At 69.2% G+C, this 24,410-nt stretch carries 26 protein-coding genes; 15 read left to right on the forward strand and 11 right to left on the reverse strand.

Features of this window, described 5'->3' with window-relative positions; translation table 11 throughout:
• Window positions 1–8 precede the first annotated feature (8 nt).
• A complete protein-coding gene (locus tag ACGFNP_RS24785) occupies window positions 9–1,205 on the reverse strand; it encodes an FAD-dependent monooxygenase (RefSeq protein WP_393322445.1) in 1,197 nt (398 codons plus the stop codon).
• Window positions 1,206–1,216: 11 nt separating this feature from the next.
• Between ACGFNP_RS24785 and ACGFNP_RS24790 the strand changes: the two genes are divergently transcribed.
• Window positions 1,217–2,131, forward strand: a complete 915-nt coding sequence (locus tag ACGFNP_RS24790; RefSeq protein ID WP_393322448.1) for an IclR family transcriptional regulator — start codon at window positions 1,217–1,219, stop codon at window positions 2,129–2,131.
• Window positions 2,132–2,170: 39 nt separating this feature from the next.
• The gene (gene ligA / locus ACGFNP_RS24795; RefSeq protein ID WP_393322451.1) at window positions 2,171–4,246 is read left to right on the forward strand and encodes an NAD-dependent DNA ligase LigA; all 2,076 of its coding nucleotides are present in this window, start codon (window positions 2,171–2,173) and stop codon (window positions 4,244–4,246) included.
• Between the two features lie 18 nt (window positions 4,247–4,264).
• On the opposite strand, the gene ACGFNP_RS24800 is transcribed toward ligA, so the two are convergent.
• The gene (locus tag ACGFNP_RS24800) at window positions 4,265–5,548 is read right to left on the reverse strand and encodes an MFS transporter (protein ID WP_393322454.1); all 1,284 of its coding nucleotides are present in this window, start codon (window positions 5,546–5,548) and stop codon (window positions 4,265–4,267) included.
• On the reverse strand, window positions 5,545–6,105 hold the full coding sequence (locus ACGFNP_RS24805; RefSeq protein WP_393322457.1) for a winged helix-turn-helix domain-containing protein: 561 nt from the start codon (window positions 6,103–6,105) through the stop codon (window positions 5,545–5,547). Before ACGFNP_RS24805 ends, ACGFNP_RS24800 begins: the two co-directional genes overlap by 4 nt.
• Window positions 6,106–6,330: 225 nt before the next feature.
• Here ACGFNP_RS24805 and ACGFNP_RS24810 point away from each other — a divergent pair, with 225 nt between their 5' ends.
• Both ACGFNP_RS24810 and ACGFNP_RS24815 read left to right on the forward strand, forming a co-directional pair.
• Window positions 6,331–6,669 carry a YciI family protein gene (locus ACGFNP_RS24810; RefSeq protein WP_358315315.1) on the forward strand — a complete coding sequence of 113 codons (339 nt, stop codon included), beginning with the start codon at window positions 6,331–6,333 and terminating at the stop codon, window positions 6,667–6,669.
• A gap of 13 nt (window positions 6,670–6,682) precedes the next feature.
• Window positions 6,683–7,930, forward strand: coding sequence for an RNA polymerase sigma factor (locus ACGFNP_RS24815; protein WP_393322461.1), 1,248 nt, complete (start codon window positions 6,683–6,685; stop codon window positions 7,928–7,930).
• 387 nt (window positions 7,931–8,317) lie between these two features.
• On the opposite strand, the gene ACGFNP_RS24820 is transcribed toward ACGFNP_RS24815, so the two are convergent.
• Entirely contained in the window at window positions 8,318–8,527 is a 210-nt protein-coding gene (locus tag ACGFNP_RS24820; RefSeq protein ID WP_219531178.1) for a hypothetical protein, read from the reverse strand.
• 137 nt (window positions 8,528–8,664) lie between these two features.
• Here ACGFNP_RS24820 and ACGFNP_RS24825 point away from each other — a divergent pair, with 137 nt between their 5' ends.
• Window positions 8,665–8,961 (forward strand): hypothetical protein, encoded by a 297-nt coding sequence (locus tag ACGFNP_RS24825; protein ID WP_358315321.1) that lies wholly within the window; start codon window positions 8,665–8,667, stop codon window positions 8,959–8,961.
• 199 nt (window positions 8,962–9,160) lie between these two features.
• Here the strand turns inward: ACGFNP_RS24825 and ACGFNP_RS24830 are convergent, their stop codons facing one another.
• Complete coding sequence (locus tag ACGFNP_RS24830) at window positions 9,161–9,646, reverse strand: GNAT family N-acetyltransferase (protein WP_393322466.1); 486 nt, start codon at window positions 9,644–9,646, stop codon at window positions 9,161–9,163.
• A gap of 192 nt (window positions 9,647–9,838) precedes the next feature.
• Here ACGFNP_RS24830 and ACGFNP_RS24835 point away from each other — a divergent pair, with 192 nt between their 5' ends.
• Together ACGFNP_RS24835 and ACGFNP_RS24840 are read left to right on the forward strand one after the other, a co-directional pair.
• The gene (locus ACGFNP_RS24835) at window positions 9,839–12,133 is read left to right on the forward strand and encodes a glycosyl hydrolase family 28 protein (protein WP_393322469.1); all 2,295 of its coding nucleotides are present in this window, start codon (window positions 9,839–9,841) and stop codon (window positions 12,131–12,133) included.
• A gap of 241 nt (window positions 12,134–12,374) precedes the next feature.
• Complete coding sequence (locus tag ACGFNP_RS24840) at window positions 12,375–16,175, forward strand: S8 family serine peptidase (RefSeq protein ID WP_393322472.1); 3,801 nt, start codon at window positions 12,375–12,377, stop codon at window positions 16,173–16,175.
• Window positions 16,176–16,236: 61 nt separating this feature from the next.
• On the opposite strand, the gene ACGFNP_RS24845 is transcribed toward ACGFNP_RS24840, so the two are convergent.
• From ACGFNP_RS24845 to ACGFNP_RS24860, 4 genes are all read right to left on the reverse strand, one after another.
• On the reverse strand, window positions 16,237–17,322 hold the full coding sequence (locus ACGFNP_RS24845; protein WP_393322475.1) for a hypothetical protein: 1,086 nt from the start codon (window positions 17,320–17,322) through the stop codon (window positions 16,237–16,239).
• A complete protein-coding gene (locus ACGFNP_RS24850; protein ID WP_393322478.1) occupies window positions 17,319–17,804 on the reverse strand; it encodes a SigE family RNA polymerase sigma factor in 486 nt (161 codons plus the stop codon). The genes ACGFNP_RS24845 and ACGFNP_RS24850 overlap by 4 nt, the downstream gene beginning before the upstream one ends.
• 80 nt (window positions 17,805–17,884) lie before the next feature.
• Window positions 17,885–18,298: a GntR family transcriptional regulator gene (locus ACGFNP_RS24855; RefSeq protein ID WP_358315338.1), complete on the reverse strand. Its 414-nt coding sequence runs from the start codon at window positions 18,296–18,298 to the stop codon at window positions 17,885–17,887.
• Between the two features lie 176 nt (window positions 18,299–18,474).
• A complete protein-coding gene (locus ACGFNP_RS24860) occupies window positions 18,475–18,858 on the reverse strand; it encodes a hypothetical protein (protein WP_358315341.1) in 384 nt (127 codons plus the stop codon).
• 167 nt (window positions 18,859–19,025) lie between these two features.
• On the opposite strand from ACGFNP_RS24860, the gene ACGFNP_RS24865 reads away from it, so the two are divergent.
• From ACGFNP_RS24865 to ACGFNP_RS24895, 7 genes are read left to right on the forward strand one after another with little or no spacing between them, the layout of a single operon-like run.
• Entirely contained in the window at window positions 19,026–19,541 is a 516-nt protein-coding gene (locus ACGFNP_RS24865) for a MauE/DoxX family redox-associated membrane protein (protein WP_393322482.1), read from the forward strand.
• Between the two features lie 10 nt (window positions 19,542–19,551).
• On the forward strand, window positions 19,552–20,070 hold the full coding sequence (locus tag ACGFNP_RS24870) for a hypothetical protein (protein ID WP_358315347.1): 519 nt from the start codon (window positions 19,552–19,554) through the stop codon (window positions 20,068–20,070).
• Window positions 20,071–20,077: 7 nt separating this feature from the next.
• On the forward strand, window positions 20,078–20,239 hold the full coding sequence (locus tag ACGFNP_RS24875) for a hypothetical protein (RefSeq protein WP_358315350.1): 162 nt from the start codon (window positions 20,078–20,080) through the stop codon (window positions 20,237–20,239).
• Between the two features lie 18 nt (window positions 20,240–20,257).
• The gene (locus tag ACGFNP_RS24880) at window positions 20,258–20,800 is read left to right on the forward strand and encodes a hypothetical protein (protein WP_393322486.1); all 543 of its coding nucleotides are present in this window, start codon (window positions 20,258–20,260) and stop codon (window positions 20,798–20,800) included.
• A 39-nt stretch (window positions 20,801–20,839) separates the two neighbouring features.
• Window positions 20,840–21,355 carry a hypothetical protein gene (locus ACGFNP_RS24885; protein ID WP_358315356.1) on the forward strand — a complete coding sequence of 172 codons (516 nt, stop codon included), beginning with the start codon at window positions 20,840–20,842 and terminating at the stop codon, window positions 21,353–21,355.
• On the forward strand, window positions 21,355–21,882 hold the full coding sequence (locus tag ACGFNP_RS24890; protein WP_358315359.1) for a hypothetical protein: 528 nt from the start codon (window positions 21,355–21,357) through the stop codon (window positions 21,880–21,882). The genes ACGFNP_RS24885 and ACGFNP_RS24890 overlap by 1 nt, the downstream gene beginning before the upstream one ends.
• Window positions 21,879–22,211 carry a hypothetical protein gene (locus tag ACGFNP_RS24895; RefSeq protein ID WP_358315362.1) on the forward strand — a complete coding sequence of 111 codons (333 nt, stop codon included), beginning with the start codon at window positions 21,879–21,881 and terminating at the stop codon, window positions 22,209–22,211. The genes ACGFNP_RS24890 and ACGFNP_RS24895 overlap by 4 nt, the downstream gene beginning before the upstream one ends.
• Window positions 22,212–22,253: 42 nt before the next feature.
• On the opposite strand, the gene ACGFNP_RS24900 is transcribed toward ACGFNP_RS24895, so the two are convergent.
• The gene (locus ACGFNP_RS24900; protein ID WP_393322491.1) at window positions 22,254–23,084 is read right to left on the reverse strand and encodes a sugar nucleotide-binding protein; all 831 of its coding nucleotides are present in this window, start codon (window positions 23,082–23,084) and stop codon (window positions 22,254–22,256) included.
• A 118-nt stretch (window positions 23,085–23,202) separates the two neighbouring features.
• Window positions 23,203–23,568 carry a DUF5997 family protein gene (locus ACGFNP_RS24905; protein WP_358315368.1) on the reverse strand — a complete coding sequence of 122 codons (366 nt, stop codon included), beginning with the start codon at window positions 23,566–23,568 and terminating at the stop codon, window positions 23,203–23,205.
• A gap of 55 nt (window positions 23,569–23,623) precedes the next feature.
• Here ACGFNP_RS24905 and ACGFNP_RS24910 point away from each other — a divergent pair, with 55 nt between their 5' ends.
• Window positions 23,624–24,373: a LysR family substrate-binding domain-containing protein gene (locus tag ACGFNP_RS24910; RefSeq protein WP_393322495.1), complete on the forward strand. Its 750-nt coding sequence runs from the start codon at window positions 23,624–23,626 to the stop codon at window positions 24,371–24,373.
• The last annotated feature ends 37 nt before the right edge of the window (window positions 24,374–24,410 follow it).

Genomic DNA, 24,410 nt, shown 5'->3' on the forward strand with positions numbered 1-24,410 from the left:
TCGCGGCATCAGACCGATGCCGCGCTCGCTTCCGCCTCGGCGTCGTAGGCGTAGATCCACCCATTGGCGACCAGCGGATCCGCGTCCGCGAGCGCCGCGTCCCGGGCTTCCTGCTCAGGCCCGTCCGGCAGGTGGTTGACGTGGGCCCGGGCGTGGCTGACCTCCTGCAGCCGCGCGGTGCGTGCGATCCGGAGCGACTCGTAGCGACGCAGCGCGTGTACGGGGGCCTGCGGGTCCTGCGCGATGCAACGGGCCAGGACCGCGGCGTCCTCGATGGACTGCGCGGCGCCCTGGGCGAAGAAGGGGAACATCGGGTGCGCGGCGTCGCCCAGGAGGGTGAGTGGCCCGTGGCTCCAGCGTTCGAGCGGCCTGCGGTCGAGCAGCGCCCATCGGCCCGGTGTGCCGGCTGCCTGGATCAGCTCCCGCAGGCGCGGGTCCCAGTCCGCGAACTCGGCGAGGAACTCCGCCACGGTCGCGGTGGCGCTCCATGACTCGGCCGTGCAGTCGCCGGCCGGGGCGATCGCCACGAGGTTGACCACGGCTCCGCCGCAGATGGGGTAGTGCACCAGGTGGTGGTCCGGGCCGAGCCACAGCGTCTGGGCCCGGCGGCGGGCGAAGGCGGGCGCGTGCTCGGCCGGCACGAGGGCGCGGAAGGCGCAGATTCCCGAATAGGTCGCCGGTGTGGGAGTGGTGACCGCGCCCCGCACCGTCGAGTGAACGCCGTCGGCGCCGATCACGACATCGGCCTCGGCCGAGGTTCCGTCGGCGAAGTCCAATACCGCGCGATCGGCGCGTACCGTGACGGAGGTGCAGCGTCTCCCCAGCTGGACCGCGCCCGAAGGGACCGCGGAGCTGATCGCGTCCAGGAGGTCGGCCCGGTGCACGGTGTAGGTACGTTCCCCGTACAGACGCTCGCATGCGCCGACCAGGTCCTCCGCCGACAGGACCCGCCCGTCCTCCCACCGGCGGAACTCCCACCCCACCTCCAGCGGGACCACGTGGTCCGTCAACCGGTCCATCGCGCCCAGCCGGCGCAGCAGCCGTACCGCGTTGGGCGCCAGGACGAGCCCGGCGCCGACCTCTCTCAGTTCGGGGGTCTGCTCATAGACGACACTCGGGATACCCGCGCGGTGCAGGAAGGCGGCGGCGGCGAGGCCACCGATGCCGCCACCGACGATGGCGACATGGACAGGCGATGCGCTCATGCGGTGATCCTGTGCCAGTCTCGCTCTTCAGGGAACCGCGGTGCTCATTGAATGATCGAAGCTCCTTCCACCTTCGCGCCGATGCCGCACTTACAGTGCGTTGGGAACACGACAGGGGAGGCAACCGCGATATGCCGCGTACGAGCGAACCGGGGCGAAGTGTCAGCTCCCGGCTGCTTGAACTGCTGTTCTGCTTCGAGCCCGGCCAGACCGAGCTGAACCTGGCCGAGCTTGTGCGCAAGACGGGCCTGCCGCGCCCGACGGTACGCCGGCTCGTGCTGGAACTGACGCAGGCAGGCGCCCTTGATCGCCGGGCCGACGGCCGGTTCTCCGTCGGTCTGAAACTGTGGCGGTTGGGCACGCTGGCACCCCTGACAGAATCGCTGCGGGCCATGGCCCGGCCGTACATGGAGGATCTCTACAGCGCCCTCCATCAGCATGTTCAACTCGCGGTGCTGGAGGGCAACGAGGCGGTGGTCATCGAGCGTCTCTCCGCCCCTCAAGCCATGGAGCTGATGTCGCAGGTCGGCGGACGCCTCCCTCTGCATTGCTCCGGCGTCGGGAAGATCCTGCTCAGCCACAGTGGACCTGACCTTCTCGAGGAGGTTCTTGACAGGTGCCTGCAGCGATTCACTTCCCGGACGGTGACCGATCCGTCGACGCTCCGCAAGGAGCTCGCCAACTGTCGCCGTACCGGTACTGCTCTTGTTCATGGAGAGCTGACCGACGGCGCCGACTCGATCGCGGCCCGGATCATCGACAACGAGGGAAAAGTGGTGGCCGCGCTGTCGGTCGTTTTCCGGTCCGGGTCCGTGGACCGGCAGGCGATCCTTCCCGCGGTGATCACCTGTGCTCTGGCCATCTCACGCATGCTGGGGTGGCGCCCCGGCGTGAAGGTCCGTGAGGGTCTGTTCCAGCCCAGTTGACAGGGCGGAAGTGTCAGTGGGGCTCGACATGATGGACCCATGACCGAGACACCTCCCATCACCGCCCTGTCCGACGACACGGCCTACGCCGAAGCCGTGCAGTTGGCTGTCGATGCGGCCGCCGCCTACTACGCCGACGGCACCTCGACGCTCGACGACGATGCCTATGACCGGTTGGTCCGGGGCATTCAGGCGTACGAGAAGGCGCACCCTGCGTCGGTGCTGCCGTCCTCGCCGACCGGCAAGGTGGCCGGTGGGGCGGTGACGGGCGACGTGCCGCACACGGTGCCGATGCTCAGTCTGGACAACGTCTTCGGCCCCGAGCAGCTCGCGGACTGGGCGGCGGGGCTGGAGCGCAGGCTCGGCAGGCCCGTGACGGCGTGGAGTGTGGAGCCGAAGCTCGACGGGCTGGCCATCTCGGCGCGCTACCGGAACGGGCGGCTGGCCCAGCTGGTCACGCGGGGCGACGGCACCGCGGGCGAGGATGTCTCCCACGCCATCGGCACCATCGTCGGCCTGCCCGAGCGGCTGGCCGAGCCGGTCACGGTCGAGCTGCGCGGTGAGGTGATGATGACCGCCTCGCAGTTCGAGGACGCCTGTGCCAAGCGGCAGGCGCACGACGGCACCACGTTCGCCAATCCGCGCAGCGCGGCGGCGGGCACGCTGCGGGCACAGGACCGGCCGTACGTGTGCGAGCTGACGTTCTTCGGTTACGGCGCGCTGCCCCACCCCGACGACGCCTCCGAGCCGGCAGTCCGGCTGCGCGAGCTGCCGCACAGCGAGGTCATGGAGTGGGTGGCCGGGCAGGGCGTGCAGACCACGGCGGCCACGCCGGTCGCGGGCATCGTGGCCGAGTCGCTGGAGCGGGTTCAGGAGCGCGTCGGGGAGATCGCCGCCGCCCGTTCCGAGCTGTCGTTCGGCATCGACGGCATCGTGATCAAGTGTGATCTGGCGGCCGACCAGGCGCAGGCCGGGTTCAGCTCGCGCGCGCCGCGCTGGGCGACGGCCTACAAGCTGCCCGCCACCGAGAAGATCACCAAGTTGCTGGCCGTGGAGTGGAACACCGGCCGCACCGGCATCATCGCCCCGCGGGCCGTGCTGGAGCCGGTCGAGCTCGACGGCAGCATCGTCACCTACGCCACTCTGCACAATCCCGCCGACATCGCGCGGCGAGGCTTGATGCTCGGCGACAGCGTCACCGTCTACAAGGCGGGCGACGTCATCCCGCGGGTCGAGGCGCCGGTGGTGCATCTGCGCACGGGTGAGGAGCAGCCGATCGAGATTCCGGCGGCCTGCCCGTCCTGTGGCGACGCGATCGACAGCTCCCAGGAGCGGTGGCGGTGCGTGCGCGGGCGTCAGTGCCGCGCGATCGCCTCCATCGTCTACGCCGCGGGCCGCGACCAGCTCGACATCGAGGGACTGGCCGAGAACCGCATCAAGCAGATGCTGGACGCGGGCCTCATCGCCGACTTCGCCGACCTGTTCTTCCTGACCCGCGAGCAGCTGCTCGGCCTGGAGCGCATGGGCGAGACCAGCACCGACAACCTGCTCGCGGCCATCGAGCGGGCCAAGGGCCAGCCGCTCAGCCGGGTGTTCTGCGCGCTCGGCGTGCGCGGCACCGGTCGGTCCATGAGCCGGCGCATCGCCCGGCACTTCGGCAGCATGGACGCCATCCGCACGGCCGAGGCCGAGGCGATCCAGGCGGTCGAGGGCATCGGCCCAGAGAAGGCCCCGGTGGTGGTGGCGGAGCTGGTCGAGCTCGCCTCCCTCATCGACAAGCTGGTCAAGGCCGGCGTCACCATGACGGAGCCGGGCTGGACACCACCCGCCGAGCCCGGTGCCACGAAGGCCGACGGCGGGTTCGAGCTGCCGCTGGCTGGGATGTCCGTCGTGGTCACCGGCGCGATGAGCGGAGCGCTGGAGGCGCTGAGCCGCAACCAGATGAACGAGCTGATCGAGCGCGCGGGCGGCAAGGCGTCCTCCAGCGTCTCGGCGAAGACATCGCTGCTGGTAGCCGGAGAGAAAGCGGGCTCCAAGCGGAGCAAGGCGGAGGGCCTGGGCGTGCGGGTCGTCACCCCTGAGGAGTTCGCCGGCCTTGTCGGCTCGTTCATCTGATCAAAGCGGCACGCGAGGTCAGCCACGCGCGACCGAGCCGGCCTGCGCGTCCATTCGGCCGGTGGGCAGGTCGCGCAGGCGGCGCAGCGGGCTGGCCAGCAGGATGAGGCCGCTCAGCGCGAAGACGCCCAGCATCACCCACAGGGCCGCGCGCACGGAGAACGCCTCGGCCAGCGTGCCCGCCAGCAGGGCGCCGAGCGGGATGGCGCCGAAGTTGACCACCTGGATGCTGGTGCTCACCCTGCCCATCAGCTCGCCGGGCACGTACGACTGCGTGAACCCGCTGAAGATCACGTTCCCGGCGACGATCCCCCCGATGATCGTGATGCTGGCCGCGACGAACAGCACCAGCCCGACACCGCGATCCGCGCACGCGATCAACAGGCCCAGCGGCGCCAGACCGGCCTTGCCGAGCAGGACGGCCCGCGCGCTGCCCAGCCGGGCCGCCAGCGGCCGGGCCGCGAAGGCCCCGGCGACGCCGCCCGCGCTGGTGGCCGCGAGCAGCGCGCCGGTGACGCCCGCGGACAGGCCGATGTCGCCGACCAGGAAGACCACGAGCAGCGACTGGTAGCCGGTCAGCGCCAGGTTGGCCACACAGCCGTAGAGCATGTTGCCGCGCAGCAGCGGATCGCCCACCACCGTACGCAGCCCGTCCCTGATCTCGCTGCGCAGCCGCCGCCGGGGCCGCGGCTCGACGATCTCGACGTGCCTGACGCGCATCAGGCAGAGCGCCGAGACGGCGAAGCTCACCGCGTCCACCACCAGACCGCCGAGGGCGGAGGCGAACTGGGCGAGGAGCCCGGCGACGCCAGGCCCGGCCAGGTTGGCCACCTGCTCGCTGCCCTGCAGCTTCGCGTTGGCCTCCAGCAGGTCGCGGCCCTCGACCAGCGACGGCAGGTACGCCCGATACGCGGTCGCGAAGAACACCTTCGCCATCCCCGCGACCAGCGCGACCGCGACGAGCTGGCCGGTGGTCAGGACGCCGAGCAGGGCCGCGGCCGGAACGCTGAGGAAGGCCGCCATCGACACCCAGTCGGCGGCGAGCATCACCCTGCGCCGGGACAGCCGGTCGACCCAGGCCCCCGCGGGCAGCCCGACCAGCAGCCACGGTAACCAGACGGCCGCCGCCAGCACGCTGACGGCGAACGCGGAGGCGTGCAGCACGGTCACCGCCACCAGGGGCAGCGCGACGCCGGTGACGGCGCTGCCCAGGCTGCTGGCGCTCTCGCCGATCCACAGCAGCCGGAAGTCACGCTCCCGGAGCAAGCCGAACCTGGGCTTGGTCAGCGTCTCGGCCGTCATGGCTGCCCCGGGACGCCGCGCGCGAAGGTGAAGATGGTGGCGCGTTCCTTGCCGTCATCAGGGATGTCACGCTCGGCCCATTTGTCCATGACGGCGATGATCTCGGCGGCGAACTGCGCCAGCTCGTCGTCGGTCGCCTGGATCCAGGTCTCGGTGGAGAACGGGCCGCGCTGCCAGCGTTCCTGCTCGGACTGGGGCTGGTCGGCCCAGCGCCGTACGTGGCCGACCTGCCGTTCCAGGTTGAGCGACTCCAGGGCGCGGGCGATGGCCTCGCCCGCCGCGTCCTCGGCGAAGTCCGCGGAGGACCAGCAGAGCTTCTCGGAGGTGCGTCGCCACCAGCGCTCGCGCCGGTCGCGGGCCAGCTCGGGCGCCTCCTCTATCAGGCCGGCGGCGGCCAGGGCGCGCAGGTGGTGGCTGACGTTGCCCACCGCCTCGCCCGTCCGCTGGGCGAGCGCGCTCGCGGTGCCGGCGCCATCGAGCTTCAACAGGTCGAGCAGGCGCCGGCGCACCGGATGCGCCATGGCTGCGAGCACCCTGGAGTCGGTGATCTGGGACATGACGCCACCCTAAATCCACAAGAGTTGTTGTGCAACATCTCTTGTACTTTAGGTGCGGCGACCGAAACTTCTGAGAGATTTTCCGGCTCGCCTGTCGATCCGGGCCATCGCGGTTCGTGTGAGGGGTAAGACGCCGGCACGAGGCCGGCGCCGAACCAGACAGGAGCTCGCCATGACCATTGTCGTGACCAGCAGCGCGACGACCACCACCGCGAGGGAGGCGTGATGACCCAGTACCTGCTCAGCGTGTACCAGCCGGACGGGCCCCCGCCGCCTCCGCCGGTCCTCGACAAGATCATGAACGACCTGGAGACGCTGAACCAGGAGCTGCGCGCCGCCGGCGCGTGGGTGTTCAGCGTGGGCCTGTATCCACCGAGCACGGCCACCGTGGTCCGCGCCGGGGACGGCGACGTGCTGATGACCGACGGCCCCTTCACCGAAGGCAAGGAACACGTCGGCGGCTTCACCGTGATCGAGGCCCCGGACCTGGACGCGGCGCTGGCCTGGGCCGGCCGGATGGCCCAGGCCACCACCCTGCCCATCGAGATCCGCCCTATCCGATGACACGTCCTATCCGATGACACCCGATCCGACGCCGCCCGATCCGACGCCGCCGGATGTCGAAGGCGTGTTCCGCGCGGAGTACGGGCGCGCCGTGTCGGTCCTGGTCCGCGTCTTCGGCGACATCGACCTCGCCGAGGAGGCGGTCCAGGACGCCTTCGGCGAGGCGGTCAAGCGGTGGCCGTCCACCGGCCCGCCGCCCAGCCCCGCCGGTTGGATCATCACCACCGCCCGCAACCGGGCCGTCGACCGGCTGCGCCGCGAGGCGACTCGCGACCGGCGTCACGCCGAGGCCGCCCTGCTGCACGCCCGCGACGAACCGGCCGAGGAGGGCCCCGTGCGCGACGACCGGCTCCGTCTGATCTTCACCTGCTGCCACCCCGCGCTGGCCACCGCCGCCCAGGTCGCGCTCACCCTTCGGCTGCTCGGCGGCCTGTCCACCGCGGAGATCGCGCACGCCTTCCTGGTCCCCGAGCCGACCATGGCCCAGCGCCTGGTCCGCGCCAAAGGCAAGATCCGCGACGCCCGCATCCCCTACCGCGTGCCCGCCGACGCCGACCTCCCGGCCCGGCTGCGGTCCGTGCTGGCCGTGGTGTACCTGATCTTCAACGAGGGCTACACCGCGAGCTCCGGCGACCGGCTGACCCGCGAGGACCTCGCCGCCGAGGCGATCCGGCTGGGCCGCCTGCTGGCCGCGCTGATGCCCGACGAACCCGAGGTCCTCGGGCTGCTCGCACTGATGCTGCTGATCGAGTCGCGGCGGGCCACCCGGACCACCCCGGACGGCGACCTGGTGCTCCTGGCCGACCAGGACCGGTCCCGCTGGGAGCACTCCCTGATCGCGGAAGGCCAGGTCCTCGTCCGCGCCTGCCTGCGGCGCGGCCGGCCGGGCCCGTACCAGATCCAGGCGGCGATCAACGCGGTGCACAGCGACGCGCCGTCGGCCGCCGCCACCGACTGGGGGCAGATCCTCCAGTTGTACGACCAGCTGATGGTGCTGACGCCGAGCCCGGTGGTCGCGTTGAACCGGGCGGTGGCGGTGGCCGAGGTCAACGGCCCGTCGGCGGCACTGGCCCTGGTGGACACGCTCGACCTGGACGATTTCTACCTGTATCACGCGATCCGCGCGGACCTGCTCCGCCGCCTGGGCCGTGGCGCGGAGGCGGCACTGGCATATGAGGCGGCCATCGCGCGCAGCGGCAACGCGGCCGAACGCGCTTTCCTGCGCCGTGCGGCTCTGGCGGTGGCTCCCGCGCCGGACTGACCTGCCGGCGCTGCCTCCGCTGTCGCGGGGGTTTTCAGGGAAGCCACGGCCGGCGATCCGCCGTAACGGCGCCGGGCCCCGTGCGGGTCAGAGGCCGTCTCCCTGGAGGCCATCGGCCACGTACGGCGGGTGGCGCCTACCAGGCTGTGCCGTACAAGAAAGATCAAAGGTGTGAACTACGGAGATCACGTCGCCGCGGCGGACGAAGTGATCACGGCGGGTGGGGAGTACGGAGGTCACGTCGCCACGTGAACGATGTGACCACGGCGAGTGTGAAGTACGGAGGTCACGTCGCCACGTGAACGATGTGACCACGGCGAGTGTGAAGTACGGAGGTCACGTCGCCGCGGCGGACGATGTGACCACGGCGAGTGTGAAGTACGGAGGTCACGTCGCCACGTGGACGAAGTGACCGCGACGGGTCGGGAGGACGGTGGCGCACGCTTCGGGCTCGTCGAGCCCGTCGAGCAGGATCGCGGCGAGCTGCCGGCGCTGGGAGCTGGTCAAGGTCATGGGCAGCACGATGGGCATCAGCTCGATGGCGTCGCCGGGCAACTCACGGACATGGCAAGGCAGGAGGAGAGAGGTGTGAAGCACTCCCCCACTATCGCAGCCGCCACCGACAGATCATGGCGACTTGGTCTCACCGAGACCTGAGCGAATCCTCTCCGACTCCTGCGGGACACGATTACCGCCCCTGACCTCGGGTAACAGCACGAGGACAAGGGGGAATCATGATCAGAATGCTCCACAAAATGGGCATCAAGTCCAGCCATATGTACGCGGCCGGCGCCGCGTCGATCGCCGCGTCCATCGCGTCCTGGATGATGTCGAGGAACTACGAGATGGCCGGCGTCGACCGGGCGGACCGTTGGGGGATCTTCGTCGGCCAGTGGGCGCCCACGTTCTTCGCGCTGGGCATCGCGCTCCGCATAGAGGAGACGCACGCGGCCATCGAGGAGGAACCGAAGACCGAGATGTTCGACCGCGCCTCCGGCGGCGTCCGCGAACGGGCACCCGCCGGTACCTGACGCACGGGACGCGGAAGCGCAGCGGGCCGGACACACGTCGGCACGCAGCGAACAACCGCACGCTGGCACGGAGCGAACCAACCGCGGGCCGGCACGCGACAAATCGACCGCAGGCCGCCTCTCACGGACGCGGCCTGCAGGCCGATTCCGAAAAGGTCTGAACCCCGGAGAAGGCCGGTGAGGTAACTCCGCCAGAGATCTAGCGCGCTACAGCGGCAGACTCCGCCAGGCGCTGGAGCGGCTCGTCGGTCAGCCTGAACATCGTCCACTCGTCGAGTGGCACGGCGCCGAGCTTGCGGTAGAACCCGATGGCCGGTTCGTTCCAGTCGAGCACCGACCATTCGAGCCGGTGGTAGCCGCGTTCGGCGCAGATCCGGGCCAGCTCGGCCAGCAACGCCTTGCCGTACCCGGAACCGCGCATGCCGGGACGCACGTACAGGTCCTCCAGATAGATCCCGTGCGTCCCCCGCCAGGTGGAGAAGCTGAGGAACCACACCGCGAAACCGGCCACCTCACCGTCGTGTTCGACGACGTGCGCGAACACGGCGGGCTCGGCGCCGAAGAGCACCTCGCGCAGTTGCGTCTCGGTCGCCCGTACCTCGTGCGCGGCCTTCTCGTACTCGGCCAGCTCGTGCACGAGCTGGAGCATCGCGGGGACATCGTCAATGGTGGCGCGGCGAATCATGGGTCTCAGCGTAGTGCTGGGATGCAAATCCCAGAACCGGTTGCAGTCATTCCGGCGCTTAGAGACCCGATGTTTTTTGCGCGATAACCCCTCGATCTGGATGTTTCCAAATCCTATCCCTTGTCACATCCGACCTTTGAGCCTAGCTTGAGCGTCAGGTCTGCAACCGACTGTTAGGCAGGAGCACCCCCCATGAGCGAATCCGCCTTAGCAAGAGCAGCCTCCTGGGTTGCCGCCGTCGTTCTGGCGATCTTCTCGATCGTCATCCCCGCCCAGTCCGCGGGGGCACTGGCGGTGTTCAACGTCAAGGACTACGGAGCGACAGGCAACGGCTCCACGAACGACACCGCCGCCATCAACGCGGCGATCACGGCGGCGAACAGCGCCGGCGGCGGGACCGTGCAGTTCCCGTCGGGCACCTACAAGTCCGCCAACTCCATCCACATGAAGAGCAACGTCACCATCCAGCTCGACAGCGGCTCCACCATCATGGGCGCGTCCAATGACGACTACGACGCCCCGGAGTCGAACCCGAACGACGACTATCAGGACTACGGGCACAGCCATTTCCACAACGCGATGATCTGGGGCGACCGCCTCACCAACATCGGGTTCGTCGGGACAGGCACCATCGACGGCGGCGGCAACCTCATCACCGGCAACCCGGACTCCGGCGAGGCCGACAAGATCATCTCGCTCACCCGCTGTGACGGGCTGACGGTCAGCGGCATCCGCCTGCGGCGCGGCGGCCACTTCGCGATGCTCACCAACGCCTGCAACAACATCACCTCCGACGACCTGCGGATCGACACCGCGAGCGACCGTGACGGCTGGAACGTCATCAGCGCGCAGAACGTCACGATCCGCCGCCCCAACATCGCGGCCAACGACGACGCCCTCGTCTTCAAGAGCGACTGGGCACTCGGCCAGACCTACGCGAACGGCAACGTCACCGTCACCGACGCCCAGCTCTCGGCCGTGTGCTGCAACGCGCTGATGTTCGGCTCGGAGACCTGCGGCAACTTCACCGGCTACCACTTCGAGCGCATCTCCATCAACGGCTCGAACAAGTCGGGTCTCGGCATGGTGTCGATGGACGGCACGGTCATCTCCGACGTCCACTACAAGGACATCACGATGACGAACGTACGGGCGGCGATCACCGAGAAGATCGGCACCCGCAGACGCTGCGGCAACAGTCCGGGCGTCGGCCGGATCGAGAACATCACGTACGAGAACGTCACCTCCTCCGGCCAGAGCGGCAACAACTTCACCGCCACCCTGTGGGGCGAGTCGAACACCAGCAACCGGATCCGCAACGTCACGTTCACCAACGTCGACCTGACCGTCCCCGGCGGCAACGGCTGCGTGGGCACCGGCGTGCCGAGCAACGACCCGACCAACTACAACCCCAACAGCATCGGCACCCGGCCGGCGTACGGCTGGTACATCCACAACGCGCACGACATCAAGTTCGTCGACAGCTCGGTCCAGTTCAACTCCAATGACTGCCGGCCCGCGGTGATCGCCAACACGGGCAGCACGGTGACGTTCGACCGGTTCACGGCCGAGCGGGGCAGCAACAGCCCGAACGACATGGTCTTCCAGACGATCACCGGCTACTGCGTCCAGAACAGCCAGAACACCGCGGGTGGCGCCCTGCGCGTCAGTGCCACCGGTTCCACCGACACCTGCACGCCGGGCAATCCCGGCACCGAGTTCCTGGAGGCCGAGGACGCCACGATCTCCCAGGGCGTCGTGGAGTCCAACCACGCGGGCTTCAGCGGCACCGGCTTCGTCAACGGCGACAACGTCGTCGGCAGCTACGTCGAGTGGAATGCGCCGGCGGAGCAGGCGGGCAACGCCACGCTGACCTTCCGCTACGCCAACGGGACCACGACGAACCGGCCGATGGACATCACGGTCAACGGCGTTCTCGTGGCCGACGAGCTGGCCTTCCCGCCGACGGGCGCCTGGACCACCTGGCAGTCCGTGACGGTGACCGCGCCGCTGAACGCGGGCGCCAACGCCGTGCGGGCCACCTCCACCACGGCCGGCGGCGGCCCGAACCTCGACTATCTCGACACCGCCGCGGCCGGGCCCGCCCCCACGGAGTACCAGGCGGAGAACGCGACGATCTCCCAGGGCGTGGTCGAGTCCAACCACGCGGGCTTCACCGGCACCGGCTTCGTGAACTACGACAACGTGGTCGGCAGCTACGTCGAGTTCGCGGTGACGGCCGCCCAGGCGGGCAACGCCACGGTGGTCCTGCGCTTCGCGAACGGCACCACGGCCAACCGGCCGATGGACATCACGGTCAACGGCGTTCTGGTCTCGGACGAGCTCGCCTTCCCCGCCACCGGCGCGTGGACGACCTGGAACACCGTCACCGTGACCGTCCCGCTCAACGCGGGCGCCAACGCGATCCGTACGACCTCGACCACGGCCGGCGGCGGCCCCAACCTGGACCGGATCTCCGTCGCCTGAGCCTTCCGCCTTCCTGCGGCGGAACGGACCGCCGCCCCGCACCCACCGGCGGGGCGGCGGTTTCAAAGGCAGCGCCCCCAACCCCATGCCCGGCTCCGGCGGCACGATATAAAGATCACCACGGAAAGCGTCGGGGCGTCGTTTGGGAGCGCTCCCGGAACCGATCGGGATGGACCAAACACTGGCGACCCGAGGGGAGGGCCCCGCGACGTGCCCGCCAACGAACGGGAGGACCTCCCCTTTGTTCCACAACCGCATCGCCGCGGTGATCACCGGTCTGGCACTCGTGCTCGGCAGCACAGCCACACCCAGCTCGGCGACTCCCTCCACAACAACGGACGAACCGCTCAAGCCCGGCACCATCACGCTGATCACCGGTGACGTCGTCGACTTCACGCCGGGCGTGAACGGCGGGCCGCCGATATTAGCCACCCGGGCCGCACCCAGGCCGGACGGCGAGCCGGTGACGTTCGCCACGCTGCCCGACCGCGACGGTGGCACCCTGGTCATCCCGTCCGACGCCGCCGACCTGGTGGCCGCGGGCACCCTCGACGACGAGCTGTTCGACGTCGAGACGCTCGTACGGGAGCACCGCACCCAAGCGATCCCGCTGATCGTCACCTACGGCGGCAACCCCGGTGAGGCGGCCGTCACGAAGGCCGCCGAGGCCCTGCCCGGCACCGAGCGCACCCGCACGCTCGACGTCATCGACGGCGCGGCCGTGACGGTGCAGACCGCCGAGACGGGCAAGCTGTGGTCGGCCCTCCTGCCCAACGGACTGAAGGCGAACCGGCCTGCCAAGATCTGGCTGGACCGGCGCGTCACGGCGTCCCTGGACCAGAGCGTCCCGCTCATCGGCGGCCCCACCGCGTGGCAGAAGGGTTTCGACGGCGCCGGCACCAAGGTCGCGGTCCTCGACACCGGCATCGACGCCGGGCACCCCGACTTCACCGGCCGCATCGCCGCCACCGAGAACTTCTCCACCACCCCGGACACCACCGACGTGGTCGGCCACGGCACCCACGTCGCCTCCACCATCGCCGGCTCCGGCGCCGCCTCCGACGGCAAGTACCGGGGAGTCGCGCCCGCCGCGTCACTGCTCGTCGGCAAGGTGCTCGACGACGACGGCTACGGCGAGCTGTCCTGGCTGATCGCGGGCATGGAGTGGGCCTCGGCCCAGGGCGCCGACGTGGTGAACATGAGCCTCGGCGTGTGCTGCGGAGACGGCACGGACCCGACGAGCCAGGCGGTCAACGAGCTGACCAGGAAGTACGGCACGCTGTTCGTCGCCGCCGCGGGCAACGAGGGCGAGCCCCAGACGGTGAGCGTCCCGGCCGCCGCCGACAAGGCGCTCGCCGTCGGCGCGGTGGACAAGATCACCGGTACGACCCTGGCCCCGTTCTCCAGCATCGGCCCGCGGCTGGACGACGCCGCGGTCAAGCCGAACATCGTGGCCCCCGGCGTCAGCATCGTCGCCGCCCGGTCCGGCGCCTCCGGGCAGCCGTCCATCCCGGGCAACGACCGCTACACCTCCTTCAGCGGCACCTCGATGGCCACGCCGCACGTCGCGGGCGCCGCGGCGGTGCTGGCCCAGCAGCATCCCGACTGGGACGCCGACGAACTGAGCGCCGCCCTGGTCTCCACCTCGGCGCGCAACGAGAAGCACAACTGGTTCGAGGAGGGCGGCGGCCGGCTGGACCTGGGGCGCGCGGTCACGCAGAGCGTGTTCGCCGACCCGGTCGTCGACTTCCTCCGCCTCGAACGGGGCAAGGGCACCGTCACCAAGAAGGTCACGTACCGCAACACCGGCCCTGAACCCATCACACTCGCCCTGAAAGCCGACACCCGCGCCTGGAGCGGCGGCCCCACCCCGTCGGGAGCGATCCGCCTGGGCGCGGAGACCGTCACCGTCCCCGCGAACGGCACCGCCACGGTCGACCTCACCGTGAACCCGGCGCTGGGCCCCGAGGGCGCCTACGGCGGCTGGGTCACCGCGACGGCGGGCGACTCCCGTCTGTCCACGCCGTTCAGCTACTACACCGGCCCGGACACGCACCTGCTGAAGATCTCGCTGACCAACTCCTACGGCGCCAAGGAGTTCTCCTCCCGTCCCGGCCAGGGCGGGCGGCTCGGGCCGCTGGTCTACATCGTCCCGTTGCGGCGGAGCAACAGCAAGGATGACCCCTTCCATCCGTACGCGTACTACTACGGCCGGCTCGACCTGACCGGGAACGGCGAGCAGTACCTGCCGGACGGCGACTACGAGGTGATCGCCGTCGCGAACGAGACCTACATGAGGACCCGCACCTCCCTGGTCATCGGCAACGTGACCCTGAAGGGCGACCAGACCCTCGACCTGGACGCCCGCGACACCGTGCCGCTCAAACCGGCCGCGCGCGACGCCATGGACGCCGAGGGCAAGGTCCAGTACGTACGGACCTTCACCGACCGGCCCTCGCCCATCTCGATCACGGCGAGCACCGAGAACGGCAGGCACGTGGACCTGTACGCCACGCCGGTGTCGTCGGTCAAGGCAGGCACGATGAGGCTGTCGCACATGTGGCAGCTGGAGCCGGGCGTGCTGGCCACCGCCACGGCGGGCAGGCTCACCCTCGACCCGTCGTACGAGGTCGACACGGTGCGCTCGATCATCACCAAGCCCACCACCTATCCCGTCGTCTACGCCGGCCAGGGCAGGCCGGCCGACTTCGCGGGCCTCGACGTCACCGGCAAGCTGGTGCTGGTGGGGGTGCCCCTCGGCACCGGCGCGACACCGTACAGCGACGCGACCCCGCTGATGGACGAGGCGTCCGCGCTGGCCAAGCAGGGTGGGGCCGCCGGGTTCATCGGGTTCTACGACGCCGACGGGGCCGGGACGCGGCTGCCCGGGTTCGCCGACACCAGGTTCCTGCGGTTCGGGCTGGACGCGGCGCAGGGTCGTGCCCTGCGGGACACCGTACGGCGGGGTACGAACTCGCTGCGCCTCACCCCCTACACCGGAGAGTCCACCTTCTACCGGCTGCGCTATGACGAACAGGGGAAGATCCCTCGCAAGCCGGCGAAGCTGGACCGGGACCGGCTGGCCCGCGTCGACACCCGCTACCACGCCGACCAGCCGAACGCCCAGGGACACCTGCTGGTGACGACGTCCGCCGGCGCGTCCGCGCTGTCGTTCGGCCAGTGGGTGACGATGCCGTTCGAACGCACCGAGTACTACGGCCCGGCCGGGGACGACGTGCTCTGGTCGCGCTGGGTCGGCAACCAGGGCCTGGAGCTCACGTCGCAGGACACGTTCGCGCGGGCGGGCCGTACGGACGAGGACTGGTTCAAGGCTCCGCTGGTGCCCGGCGCGGCCGCCGTGCCGGCGCGCTACCCGGCGACGGTGCCGTGCGCGCTGTGCCGGGACGGCGACCGGTTCGTGCCCGCCGAGCAGTGGCTGGACTCGGACCCGCGCCACTACAGTGCGCTGAGCACGGTCTCCTCCGCCCCTCACCTTGTGGCGGGCGGCACCGAGATCCCGGTGAAGGGCTGGGGCCCCCGCTCGTTCACCGTGCCCGCGGGCTCGTCCGCGTACCGGCTGGACGCGGTGGACACCAGCTACCGGGCGCTGTCGCCGAAGGTGACCACCGGCTGGCGGTTCACCTCCTCGGCAGACCCGTCAGGCACGCCCCGCGGCGCCTCCTGCTCCTTCGGCCCGGCCTGCACGTTCCAGCCCGCTTTGGTGCTCAAGTACGACCTGCCGGTGGACCTGCTCAACCGAGCCCCGTCCGGGCGGCCTTTCACCTTCGAACTGACCGCCCGCCCGGCGGCGCCTTCGGCTTCGCAGGCACGGTCGGCCAGGGTGGAGTACTCCGTCGACGACGGCACCACCTGGCGCCCGGCCGAGAACGTCCGCAAGCTCGGCGACGGCCGTTTCCGCGTCCGCATCCTCCACCCGGCACTGGCCGCCACCAGCGGTTTCGTGTCACTGCGAGTCAACGCTGAGGACAAGACGGGCGGCACGGTCACCCAGACCGTCGACCGCGCGTACGGGCTGAAGTAAACTCCTTCGGCTTCGGCGGCCACGGGACGCTCGCGCGCCCCGTGGCCGCCTCCTCGCTGGATCAATGCACCAAGCCGGGCACGGCGTACGCTCCTTCCGCCCGGAGCGGGAACAACTTACGGGCCTTCCCCGTCAGCACATTCACCGCGTAGGCCACCGCCGACGCATCGCTCCCGGGCGACCGCGCGACGGCGACCAACGTGACCTCGTCGGCGCTCAACCAGCCGCCCAGCTTGGCCGGCTCCAGATCTCCCGGAATTCCGGACACCGGCACCCGCGCCTGGATGCCCCCGGTGAGGGCGTCGAAGGTGACGATCATTCCGTCTCTCCGCACCATCGGCTCCGTACTGCTCAGGAACTGCCCCATGCGAACGAGCCTGCGGCCATCAGGGTTCAAAGCGCTGAACTCGTAGGTGAAGGTGGGGATGGTGACCGGCTTATGGCCGCGTACCCAGACCTTGGTGCTCTTGTCGTACGGCTTGGCCAGCACCACCGGGCCGTCACCGTCTGCCACGCTCACCGGCCACCAGCCACTGTCCAGTTGCTCCACCGTCCCCTGCTCGATGTCCACCAGCATGTTCGGCTCACGCCGACCACCCCAGCCGGAGACGATGAACCGCAACCCGTTGGGTGACATCCGCAGGGTGTACTCGACCTTGAAGTCCTGCTTCGGCTGCTTCAGCGGCGCCTTCCAGATCTGGCCACTGGCCAGGTCGCGCACCACGATCCTGCGGTCCTTCTCGCTGTAGTAGGCGATCCGGCGCCCGTCAACCGTGGCCTCCACCGGCCCCGGCACCTCGGGCAGCTGAAAGGTTTCGCCGCGTCGGGTCACGATGCGCCACCCGCTCTCCTGGCACCCGCCCCGGCAGAACGGCCGATAGACCTGCTCCACCGGCGCGACCCCCTTGTCGGGCAGCGGCAGCGCCTTGGTCTCCGGCGGTGTGAGAACGACCGGCGGCACCGGCCGTACCTCCTGCTGAAGACGTATGACGGAGCCGCCGGCGATCCCGGCAGCCACCACGGCGGCGGCCAGCGACAGGCGGACCACGCGGTTGCGGCGGCGCGCTCCCCTGATCGCCACGTCGGCCAGGTCGACGTCGGGCGCGTGGGCGGCCAGCTCGTGCAGATCCTCGCGGAGCGTGTTCATCGGTCCACCTCCTGTGGGGTGAGCGCACGCAGCTTCGACAGCGCGTAATGCGTCTGGCTCTTGACCGTGCCTATCGACGTGCCCATGAGCTGGGCGGTCTCGTGTTCGGTGTGATCTTCGTAGTAACGCAGCACGATCACCGTCCGCTGTTTCGGGGTGAGCTGGGCAAGCGTGTGCAGCAAGGCGAGCCGCCGCACGGTCGCCTCGTCGTGCGACTGACCGACCTCCGGCAACTCGGCTCCCGGCAGCTCGACCCGCTTGCGTCTGCGCCACGAGATGTTCTGGTTGACCAGGGCCTTACGGGCGTACGCCTCGGGATTGCCGCCCTTGGCGAGCTTGGCCCAGTGTGAGGCGACGCGGGTGAGGACCGTCTGCAACAGATCCTCGGCGAGGTGGGTGTCTCCGGTGAGCAGGTACGCCGTCCGCATCAGCGATTGCTGACGGGCACGCACGAACTCGTGGAACCCCTCATAACGGTCCATGTCCTAAAGAACTCCGGAAAAGACCCCGAGGTTGGAAACAGGCTCAAGAACGTGACCGCTCGCGAAGAGCCGGCGTCGGCTCAGAGCTCCGGCCCGCGGATCTCGACCTTGTCGGCAGGCAGCACCGCGACCCTGCCACTCGCCTTTTCAAGCACGAACACGGCGGCTTCCGGATCGAGACCGAGCCGCTCACTCTCCTGCTCGCTCGCCACCCGGAAGATGCCGCAGTCCCCCGGCTCGATCACCACAACGGTGATGTCGTCCGATCCGAGACGTACCACGGTGCCCCAGTTCGGGACCGTGTAGACGTAACCGCTGTCCCGCAGATGATTGATCGCCTCGAGGATGGTGCTCCGAGCCACGCCATACTCGCCCTCAAGCTCCGCGACCCGAGGCAGGCGGTGGCGAGGCAGCCATTCGCCGGACTCGATACGCTCGCGGAGGGACGCCGCGACCTGCAGATATACCGGCTGCTCGCCCGTGGGATCGATCACGGTCCCACGTTAAGCCCCGACCGCGCTCGACAGACCGTAGCGCCACGCATACTGCCAGGCGCGTCGCGATCAGCCCTGACCGTCACCCAGAAATCGCCGCGCAACCTGGTCCGAGGCCGCCGCTGAGTCATGGCACAGTCCAAGCGCACGTCCCGAGGGCCGGGCAACCTGGCGGCCTACAGGGTGTAGGCGAAGCAGCCGGAGGCGCGGCCGATGCTGACGGTGATGCGGACGTGCCCGTCACGTGGCAGCAGAATCGCGCCGGGGTAGATCGTGTCCCCGGAGGGTGTGCCGTCGTCGTTGGTTGTGGTGGCGGTCGCCGCGGCGTCACGGACGAAGTAGGCGATGGTGCCCGATTCGACGTGCTCGATCCGGATCAGCGCGTCCGCCCGGCCCTTGGCATCCTGCGCGACCCATAGTTTGGCCACGCCACCGCGTTGCTGGCGCAGGGACGCGCCGAACGGGCCTGCCCGCACACCGCCCACCGAGGCACCCTTCTCTCCGGCCTTGTCGGCGTCGATGCACGGCACACCGCCAGGCGGGGTCGCCGGCGATGACACGGGGGTCGTCCAGCCCAGTGTGCTCGGGGGGCTCGATGCCTGTTTTACCTCCGCTGTGCCCGATGAACAGGCCGTTTGGCTGCATAACAGAACTAGTGCCGCCGAGCATGACAAGATTTTTGACTTACTCATTGATCAAAGTATTGCGGCCATTTATGATCACGTCCATGGACATGGCCGAATTAGTTGGAGTGGGCTGCGGCCTTCTCGCCGCCCTCTTCGTCGCCAGCGGCGTTCCCAAGATCAGACGGCCGTTCGCGCTCGCGCTCGCGCTGGTCCGCTTCGGTGTCGTCAAGCGCGTACGGCCCGGCTTGGGCCGGATTCTCGGCGCCCTGGAGGTCGCGGTCGGTGTCGCCGTAGCGGTGAGCCCGGCCCTGCTTCCGGCCGCGACCTGCGCTCTTGTGCTTCTGGTCGCCTTCACCGCGGTGGTCGTACGGTCGGTCATGGCGGGGAAGAGCGTGGAGTGCGCCTGCTTCGGCACGGGCGAGACGACCTCGTGGGCGACCGTGGTGCGCAACCTCGTCCTGATCGGCGTCGCGGCGTTCGTCGCCGCGGCATCGGCGGTGCCCACCCTGGACCAGCGCATTTCAGGACTGCTCATCGGTACGGCAATCACCTGCGGATATCTACTATTTTCCACACTGGCCGTAGTCAAGCCTTTCAGCGTCCGACTCGACGGGTGAATGAGACGTCATGAGCTATACCGCACTATTTTTCCTGGCTTCCGTCTGGTTACTTCTGCTCGCTCTCGGACTGCTGGTCGTACGCCGTGAACTGTCGATCCTCCAGGACCGTGTGTCAGTGAGCGGAAACGCGCCCGCCGACGGACTCGCCGTGGGCGCGCTCGCCCCGCAGTTTCCCGGCATGCGGCCGGACGACGTGGTCCTGTTCTTCTTCGGGGACTGCGAGCCCTGCCACGAGGTGGCGACGGAGGTGGCCCGGTCCGCCGATCCCGGCGGGTTCGCCTGTGTGGTCAGCGACGGCACCATGGCCGGGTCGTCGGCCGGTTTCCGGCAGATCCTGCCCGAGAACGCGCGTGTGCTCACGGGCGATGAGGCCGCTGCCGTGAGAGACCGGTACAAGGTCCACTCCGGCCCCTTCGGCGTGGCGGTGTCCAATGGCCTGGTGGTGGCCAAGGGCATCCTGCGGTATGCCGACGACCTGGAACATCTCCATAGCTCTGCCTACCGCGCGACCTCGGTCGGCAGGTAAAGGAGACATGATGGGTGGCATCCTGGCCAGCCCTCGGATCAGGCCGGCGTTGGCGACACCGCTGGCCGCGCTGGGTGTGCTCGCCGGCCATCTCCTGGGCCTCCAGCCCTGGACGCTGCTCGTCATGTCCGCACTGATAGTCGCGATCGCGCAGCAGACCCTCCCTTGAGGCCCCAACGTGATCATCATGATCACGCGCGCCCGCGTGTCCGGGTGCTTCGGTTCCTCGGTGGTGGCTGGTGCCGTCCTCATATTGTCGGCAATGGCCGGAGCAGCGCTCACCGGGGCATTCGTCGGTCTCCTCGGCGCGGTTATGGAACCCTCGATGCGGGTTCTGCTCGCTGTGACCGCAGTGTCGGCAGTCATCATCGGAGCGGCGTTCAAGCCCGTTCCCTGGCAACTGGACCGTGAGACCAACACCCGCTGGCTCACGTACAACGACTGGCGCACCGCCGCGTACAACGGCTTGGCGCTCGGCGTCGGCTTCACCACGCGTATCGGTTTCTGGCTCTGGTACCTGGTCCCGCTGACCGCCTTCATCACGGCCGACCCGGTCCTCGGAGCGCTCGGCTTCACCGTCTTCGCGCTGACGCGGGTGGGCCTGTCCGCGCTGCTCACCTCAGCGGACATCTATATCTCCGACGGGATCATTCGCGCCCGCATGATCGCCGACCCGCTGGCCCTCGCCGCGCTCGGCGCCCTCTACCCCATCCTCACGCCGTTGCTGTGACCAACAGACCGTTGTGTCACCAACAGAAAGGAAGAAGTAATGAAGGAGGAAACAACCAGACGCGGGCTGTTCGCCGGAGTCTTCAAAGACACGGCCGGCAGCTCGCCACTACCCCCGTCCGACGCCTCTGCCGGCGTCCTGGTCAGCGGTTCGGGCCAGGACGTGACAGTGCGCCGCTACGGCTCGGCCGGCCTCACGGCCGCCGCGCCCGTCCCGGCCAAGGCCGAGGAACTGCCCTACGGCTGGACGCTCAGGCCCGGCGACCTCGTCGTGCTCGACGAGTCCACCGCGGGTCAGCGCGTCGCGGTCACTCTGCACCGCAACATCACCGGAAGCGTGACGGAGGTCACCGCCGATCGCATCTCGGTGAACGGCCAGGTCTGCCTGCTCGACCCGCGGACGCTGCACTATGAGGGCATGTCGGCCGAACCGGCCGCCAAACCGCTGGCCCAGCCACTGAAGGCCGGGGACACCGTCGCCCTGGAGTGCTTCGACAACCGCGTGGACGGCACCCTGACCGTCCACTTCATGCGGCGGATCAGGCAGGCTGCCTGATGGAACGCGTTCTCGCCGTCGTGCTGGTGGCGGCGTGCGTCGTCCTCACGGTGGCCTTCCTGGCCTGCCTGCGGGGAATCGCGGAGCTGCGCCTGCGCCTCACCGGGCGCGGCATGGATCCCAGCGCCCAGCTGATCATCGGCAGGAAACTTCCAGACAGCCTGGTCTCCCTGATCCCCGACGCGACGCAGGACGCGTTGCTGCTCTTCATGTCCAGCACCTGCGGCACTTGTCACGGCCTCGCGGCAGATCTGGACAAGTTCGCGGACCGTCAAACGGTGGCGATCATCGCCGGCGACTCCACCGCCGAGTTGCTCGCGATGATCCCATCACACGTCAATGCCTTCGACGGCGAGCGGGCCAAGGCCGTCGACGCCGACCTGCCCATGGCGATGTGGCCCACCGTCGTCCTGCAGCGGGACGGCTTCATGGTCGCCGTCGCGACGGGCAGCGACGCCGACAGCGCCGCGGACCTCGAGGTGCTGTGGGAACAGAGAGTGGACGTACCAGAGGGGATGAGAGCATGATCGTCGAGCACGTGAAGAAGACTCGGCTGACGAGGAACAAGTTCCTCGCCGTCGCCGGGGCGACAATCGTCGGGGTCGCCACCAACGCGTGGTTCCCCGGACGAGCCGAAGCGGCGCCGGACGGCTGCTACGGTTACGACGGCTGTAGCTGCTGCTCAGCCACGACCTGCTGCTCGAGCGGCTGCACCAGCATCAACAGCTGCGGCGGCAAGCACTGCTGGACGACATGCGCCTACTTGGGGAGCACGCTGTACCGGTTCGAGTGCTGCGACTACAGAAAGAGCGGCACCAACTGCATCTGCAGGGTGAACAACCGACCCTGCACCTGAGTGATGATCATGATGCGGTGGGCCCGGCCCACCGCATCATGATCACCGCTGACCGTCACCCAGGAATTGCCGCGCGCCGCGCAACTCGGTCCGAAGCCGCCGCTGGGTCATGGCGCAGTCCAAGCGCACGTCTATGGGGCCGGGCAGCCTGGTGTCCGCCCGCCTGCCTGACGGCAAGTGGTGCGTGTCGAGGCCATCGCGGCGAGCGATGAGCAGCCCAAGCTCGTATCGGCTTACGGCATCGGCTCCGGCGACGTGGTGGATACCCCGATACTCAGCAGCGGCAAGTTCCAGCAGCGCCGCAGCAAGATCGACGACATGCACGGGACACCGCACGTCATCGGTGAACAGCACTCCTCTCGCGCTCCCTGTGGCAAGTGAATGCACCAGGGCCTCGTGCGGGGAGTCACCGTCGCCGATGATCAAGGATGTCCGGGCTATCACCGCGGCGGGCACGATCGCGTTCACCGCTGTCTCGGCGGCGGCTTTGGCCGCACCATACGGGCTGATCGGGTCAGGGACGCACATCTCGTCATAGCGAACCGCAGCGCCGGAGAAGACCGCATCGCTGGACACATGGACGAGGCGTCCACCTGCCGTGGAGATCGCGAGGGCCACGTTCGCGGCGCCGATCGCCGTTGTAACCCAATCGGTCTGCCGGTAGGCAGCGTTTATGACCACCTCTGGCCGGAATGCGCTGATCAACGCATCGACGTCCTCTCGTCGGCGCACGTCGAGCTGCGACCACTCAACGCCGGCGGTCTCTCCCGGTCGGGTCAGGTACGTGGCGGCGACCTCGTGTCCTGCCAGCGAACACTGTCGAGCGAGCTCGCCGCCGAGCAAGCCACTACCGCCGACTATGAGGGTTCTCATGGCCGGTCACCATAGTTGGTCAGCTGGGTCGCAGGTGGGTCGTGCCCAGCCCGGCGCGGAACCGCATCGCCCCACGAGCTCGGCTCGGGTCGGCCCAGGGGCTCAGGACCTCCGCCGTCTAGCGTTGCTTGAGGCGGACTGCTTCTTTGCGGGTCTCGGCCTGGACGGTCCGCTCGCGCTCCAGCCACGCCGGGTTCTCCGCCTTCAGCGCGTCGATCTCAGCGGTGGTGAGCGGTTCGGTGATCCCGCCTCTGGCCAGGCCGGAAATGGAGACCCCGAGCTTCGCGGCGACGACCTGCTTGGGGTGCGGGCCGTTGCGGCGCAGGTCGGCGAGCCAGGTGGGTGGCGTCGACTGCAACTCGTTCAACTCGTCCCTGGAGACGACACCCGCCTGGAACTCGGCGGGCGTGGCCGAGAGAAGGACACCCAGCTTCTTGGCCGCGGTCTCAGGCTTCATCGTCTGGATGGTCTTCGGTTTGGACATGGCGCAAAGCGTAGTCAGTCGAAACGGGTTCCGCTGACATCGGTACGCTGAGGAAGTGACTGATGGGGAGACCGGCGACGAGTTCCGGCTGGCGTACGTGCCCGGGGTGACACCAGCCAAATGGGTGGGCGTCTGGACCGAGAGACTGCCCGACGTACCGATCACCCTGGTCGCGGTTCCCGCCGCCGAGGTGGTGGGACTCCTGCGCGAAGGCGGCGCCGACGCCGGATTCGTCAGGCTGCCGGTCGACCGGGACGGGCTCAGCGTGATTCCCCTGTACGTGGAGACCACGGTGGTCGTGGTGCCCAAGGACCACGCGGTTACCGCCGCCGACGAGGTGGCCATCGCCGATCTGGCCGACGACGAGGTGTTCCATCCTCTGGACGAGATAATCGAGTGGACGGTCCGGCCCGGAGTGCCCGCCTTCACCCGCCCGGCCACGACTGCGGCCGCGGTCGAGCTGGTAGCCTCCGGCGCTGGGCTGCTCCTGGTCCCGCAGTCGCTGGCCCGCCTCCACGACCGCCGGGATCTCACGTACCGGCCGGTGCTGGACGCGCCGCAGTCTCAGGTCGCGCTGGCCTGGCCCACGGACGCGACCACCGACCTGGTGGAAGATTTCATCGGCATCGTACGCGGCCGGACCGTGAACAGCTCGCGGGGCCGTACTCCAGCCGCCTCCCCTGCGGAGGAGCGGACACAGCGGCAGCCACAAAACCCACGAAAGCCACAAAAAGCCTCGCAGAGTGGCTCCGGCCGCCGGACCGTGCCGACCAGCCGTAAGAAGAAGGGCAACCGCCCTCGGTAGCCTGCAGGGCATGAAAGCGCCGCCACCCGCAGGGGGT

The sequence above is a fragment of the Nonomuraea sp. NPDC049269 genome (assembly GCF_043197155.1).
GTDB lineage: Bacteria > Actinomycetota > Actinomycetes > Streptosporangiales > Streptosporangiaceae > Nonomuraea.

Bases quoted from the DNA above. Each gene is read 5' to 3' on its own strand.
- ACGFNP_RS24785 (WP_393322445.1), bottom strand. From the start codon at position 1,205: ATGAGCGCATCGCCTGTCCATGTCGCCATCGTCGGTGGCGGCATCGGT.
- ligA (WP_393322451.1), top strand. From the start codon at position 2,171: ATGACCGAGACACCTCCCATCACCGCCCTGTCCGACGACACGGCCTAC.
- ACGFNP_RS24800 (WP_393322454.1), bottom strand. From the start codon at position 5,548: ATGACGGCCGAGACGCTGACCAAGCCCAGGTTCGGCTTGCTCCGGGAG.
- ACGFNP_RS24805 (WP_393322457.1), bottom strand. From the start codon at position 6,105: ATGTCCCAGATCACCGACTCCAGGGTGCTCGCAGCCATGGCGCATCCG.
- ACGFNP_RS24810 (WP_358315315.1), top strand. From the start codon at position 6,331: ATGACCCAGTACCTGCTCAGCGTGTACCAGCCGGACGGGCCCCCGCCG.
- ACGFNP_RS24815 (WP_393322461.1), top strand. From the start codon at position 6,683: ATGACACCCGATCCGACGCCGCCCGATCCGACGCCGCCGGATGTCGAA.
- ACGFNP_RS24825 (WP_358315321.1), top strand. From the start codon at position 8,665: ATGATCAGAATGCTCCACAAAATGGGCATCAAGTCCAGCCATATGTAC.
- ACGFNP_RS24830 (WP_393322466.1), bottom strand. From the start codon at position 9,646: ATGATTCGCCGCGCCACCATTGACGATGTCCCCGCGATGCTCCAGCTC.
- ACGFNP_RS24835 (WP_393322469.1), top strand. From the start codon at position 9,839: ATGAGCGAATCCGCCTTAGCAAGAGCAGCCTCCTGGGTTGCCGCCGTC.
- ACGFNP_RS24845 (WP_393322475.1), bottom strand. From the start codon at position 17,322: ATGAACACGCTCCGCGAGGATCTGCACGAGCTGGCCGCCCACGCGCCC.
- ACGFNP_RS24850 (WP_393322478.1), bottom strand. From the start codon at position 17,804: ATGGACCGTTATGAGGGGTTCCACGAGTTCGTGCGTGCCCGTCAGCAA.
- ACGFNP_RS24865 (WP_393322482.1), top strand. From the start codon at position 19,026: ATGGACATGGCCGAATTAGTTGGAGTGGGCTGCGGCCTTCTCGCCGCC.
- ACGFNP_RS24870 (WP_358315347.1), top strand. From the start codon at position 19,552: ATGAGCTATACCGCACTATTTTTCCTGGCTTCCGTCTGGTTACTTCTG.
- ACGFNP_RS24875 (WP_358315350.1), top strand. From the start codon at position 20,078: ATGATGGGTGGCATCCTGGCCAGCCCTCGGATCAGGCCGGCGTTGGCG.
- ACGFNP_RS24880 (WP_393322486.1), top strand. From the start codon at position 20,258: ATGATCACGCGCGCCCGCGTGTCCGGGTGCTTCGGTTCCTCGGTGGTG.
- ACGFNP_RS24885 (WP_358315356.1), top strand. From the start codon at position 20,840: ATGAAGGAGGAAACAACCAGACGCGGGCTGTTCGCCGGAGTCTTCAAA.
- ACGFNP_RS24890 (WP_358315359.1), top strand. From the start codon at position 21,355: ATGGAACGCGTTCTCGCCGTCGTGCTGGTGGCGGCGTGCGTCGTCCTC.
- ACGFNP_RS24895 (WP_358315362.1), top strand. From the start codon at position 21,879: ATGATCGTCGAGCACGTGAAGAAGACTCGGCTGACGAGGAACAAGTTC.
- ACGFNP_RS24900 (WP_393322491.1), bottom strand. From the start codon at position 23,084: ATGAGAACCCTCATAGTCGGCGGTAGTGGCTTGCTCGGCGGCGAGCTC.
- ACGFNP_RS24905 (WP_358315368.1), bottom strand. From the start codon at position 23,568: ATGTCCAAACCGAAGACCATCCAGACGATGAAGCCTGAGACCGCGGCC.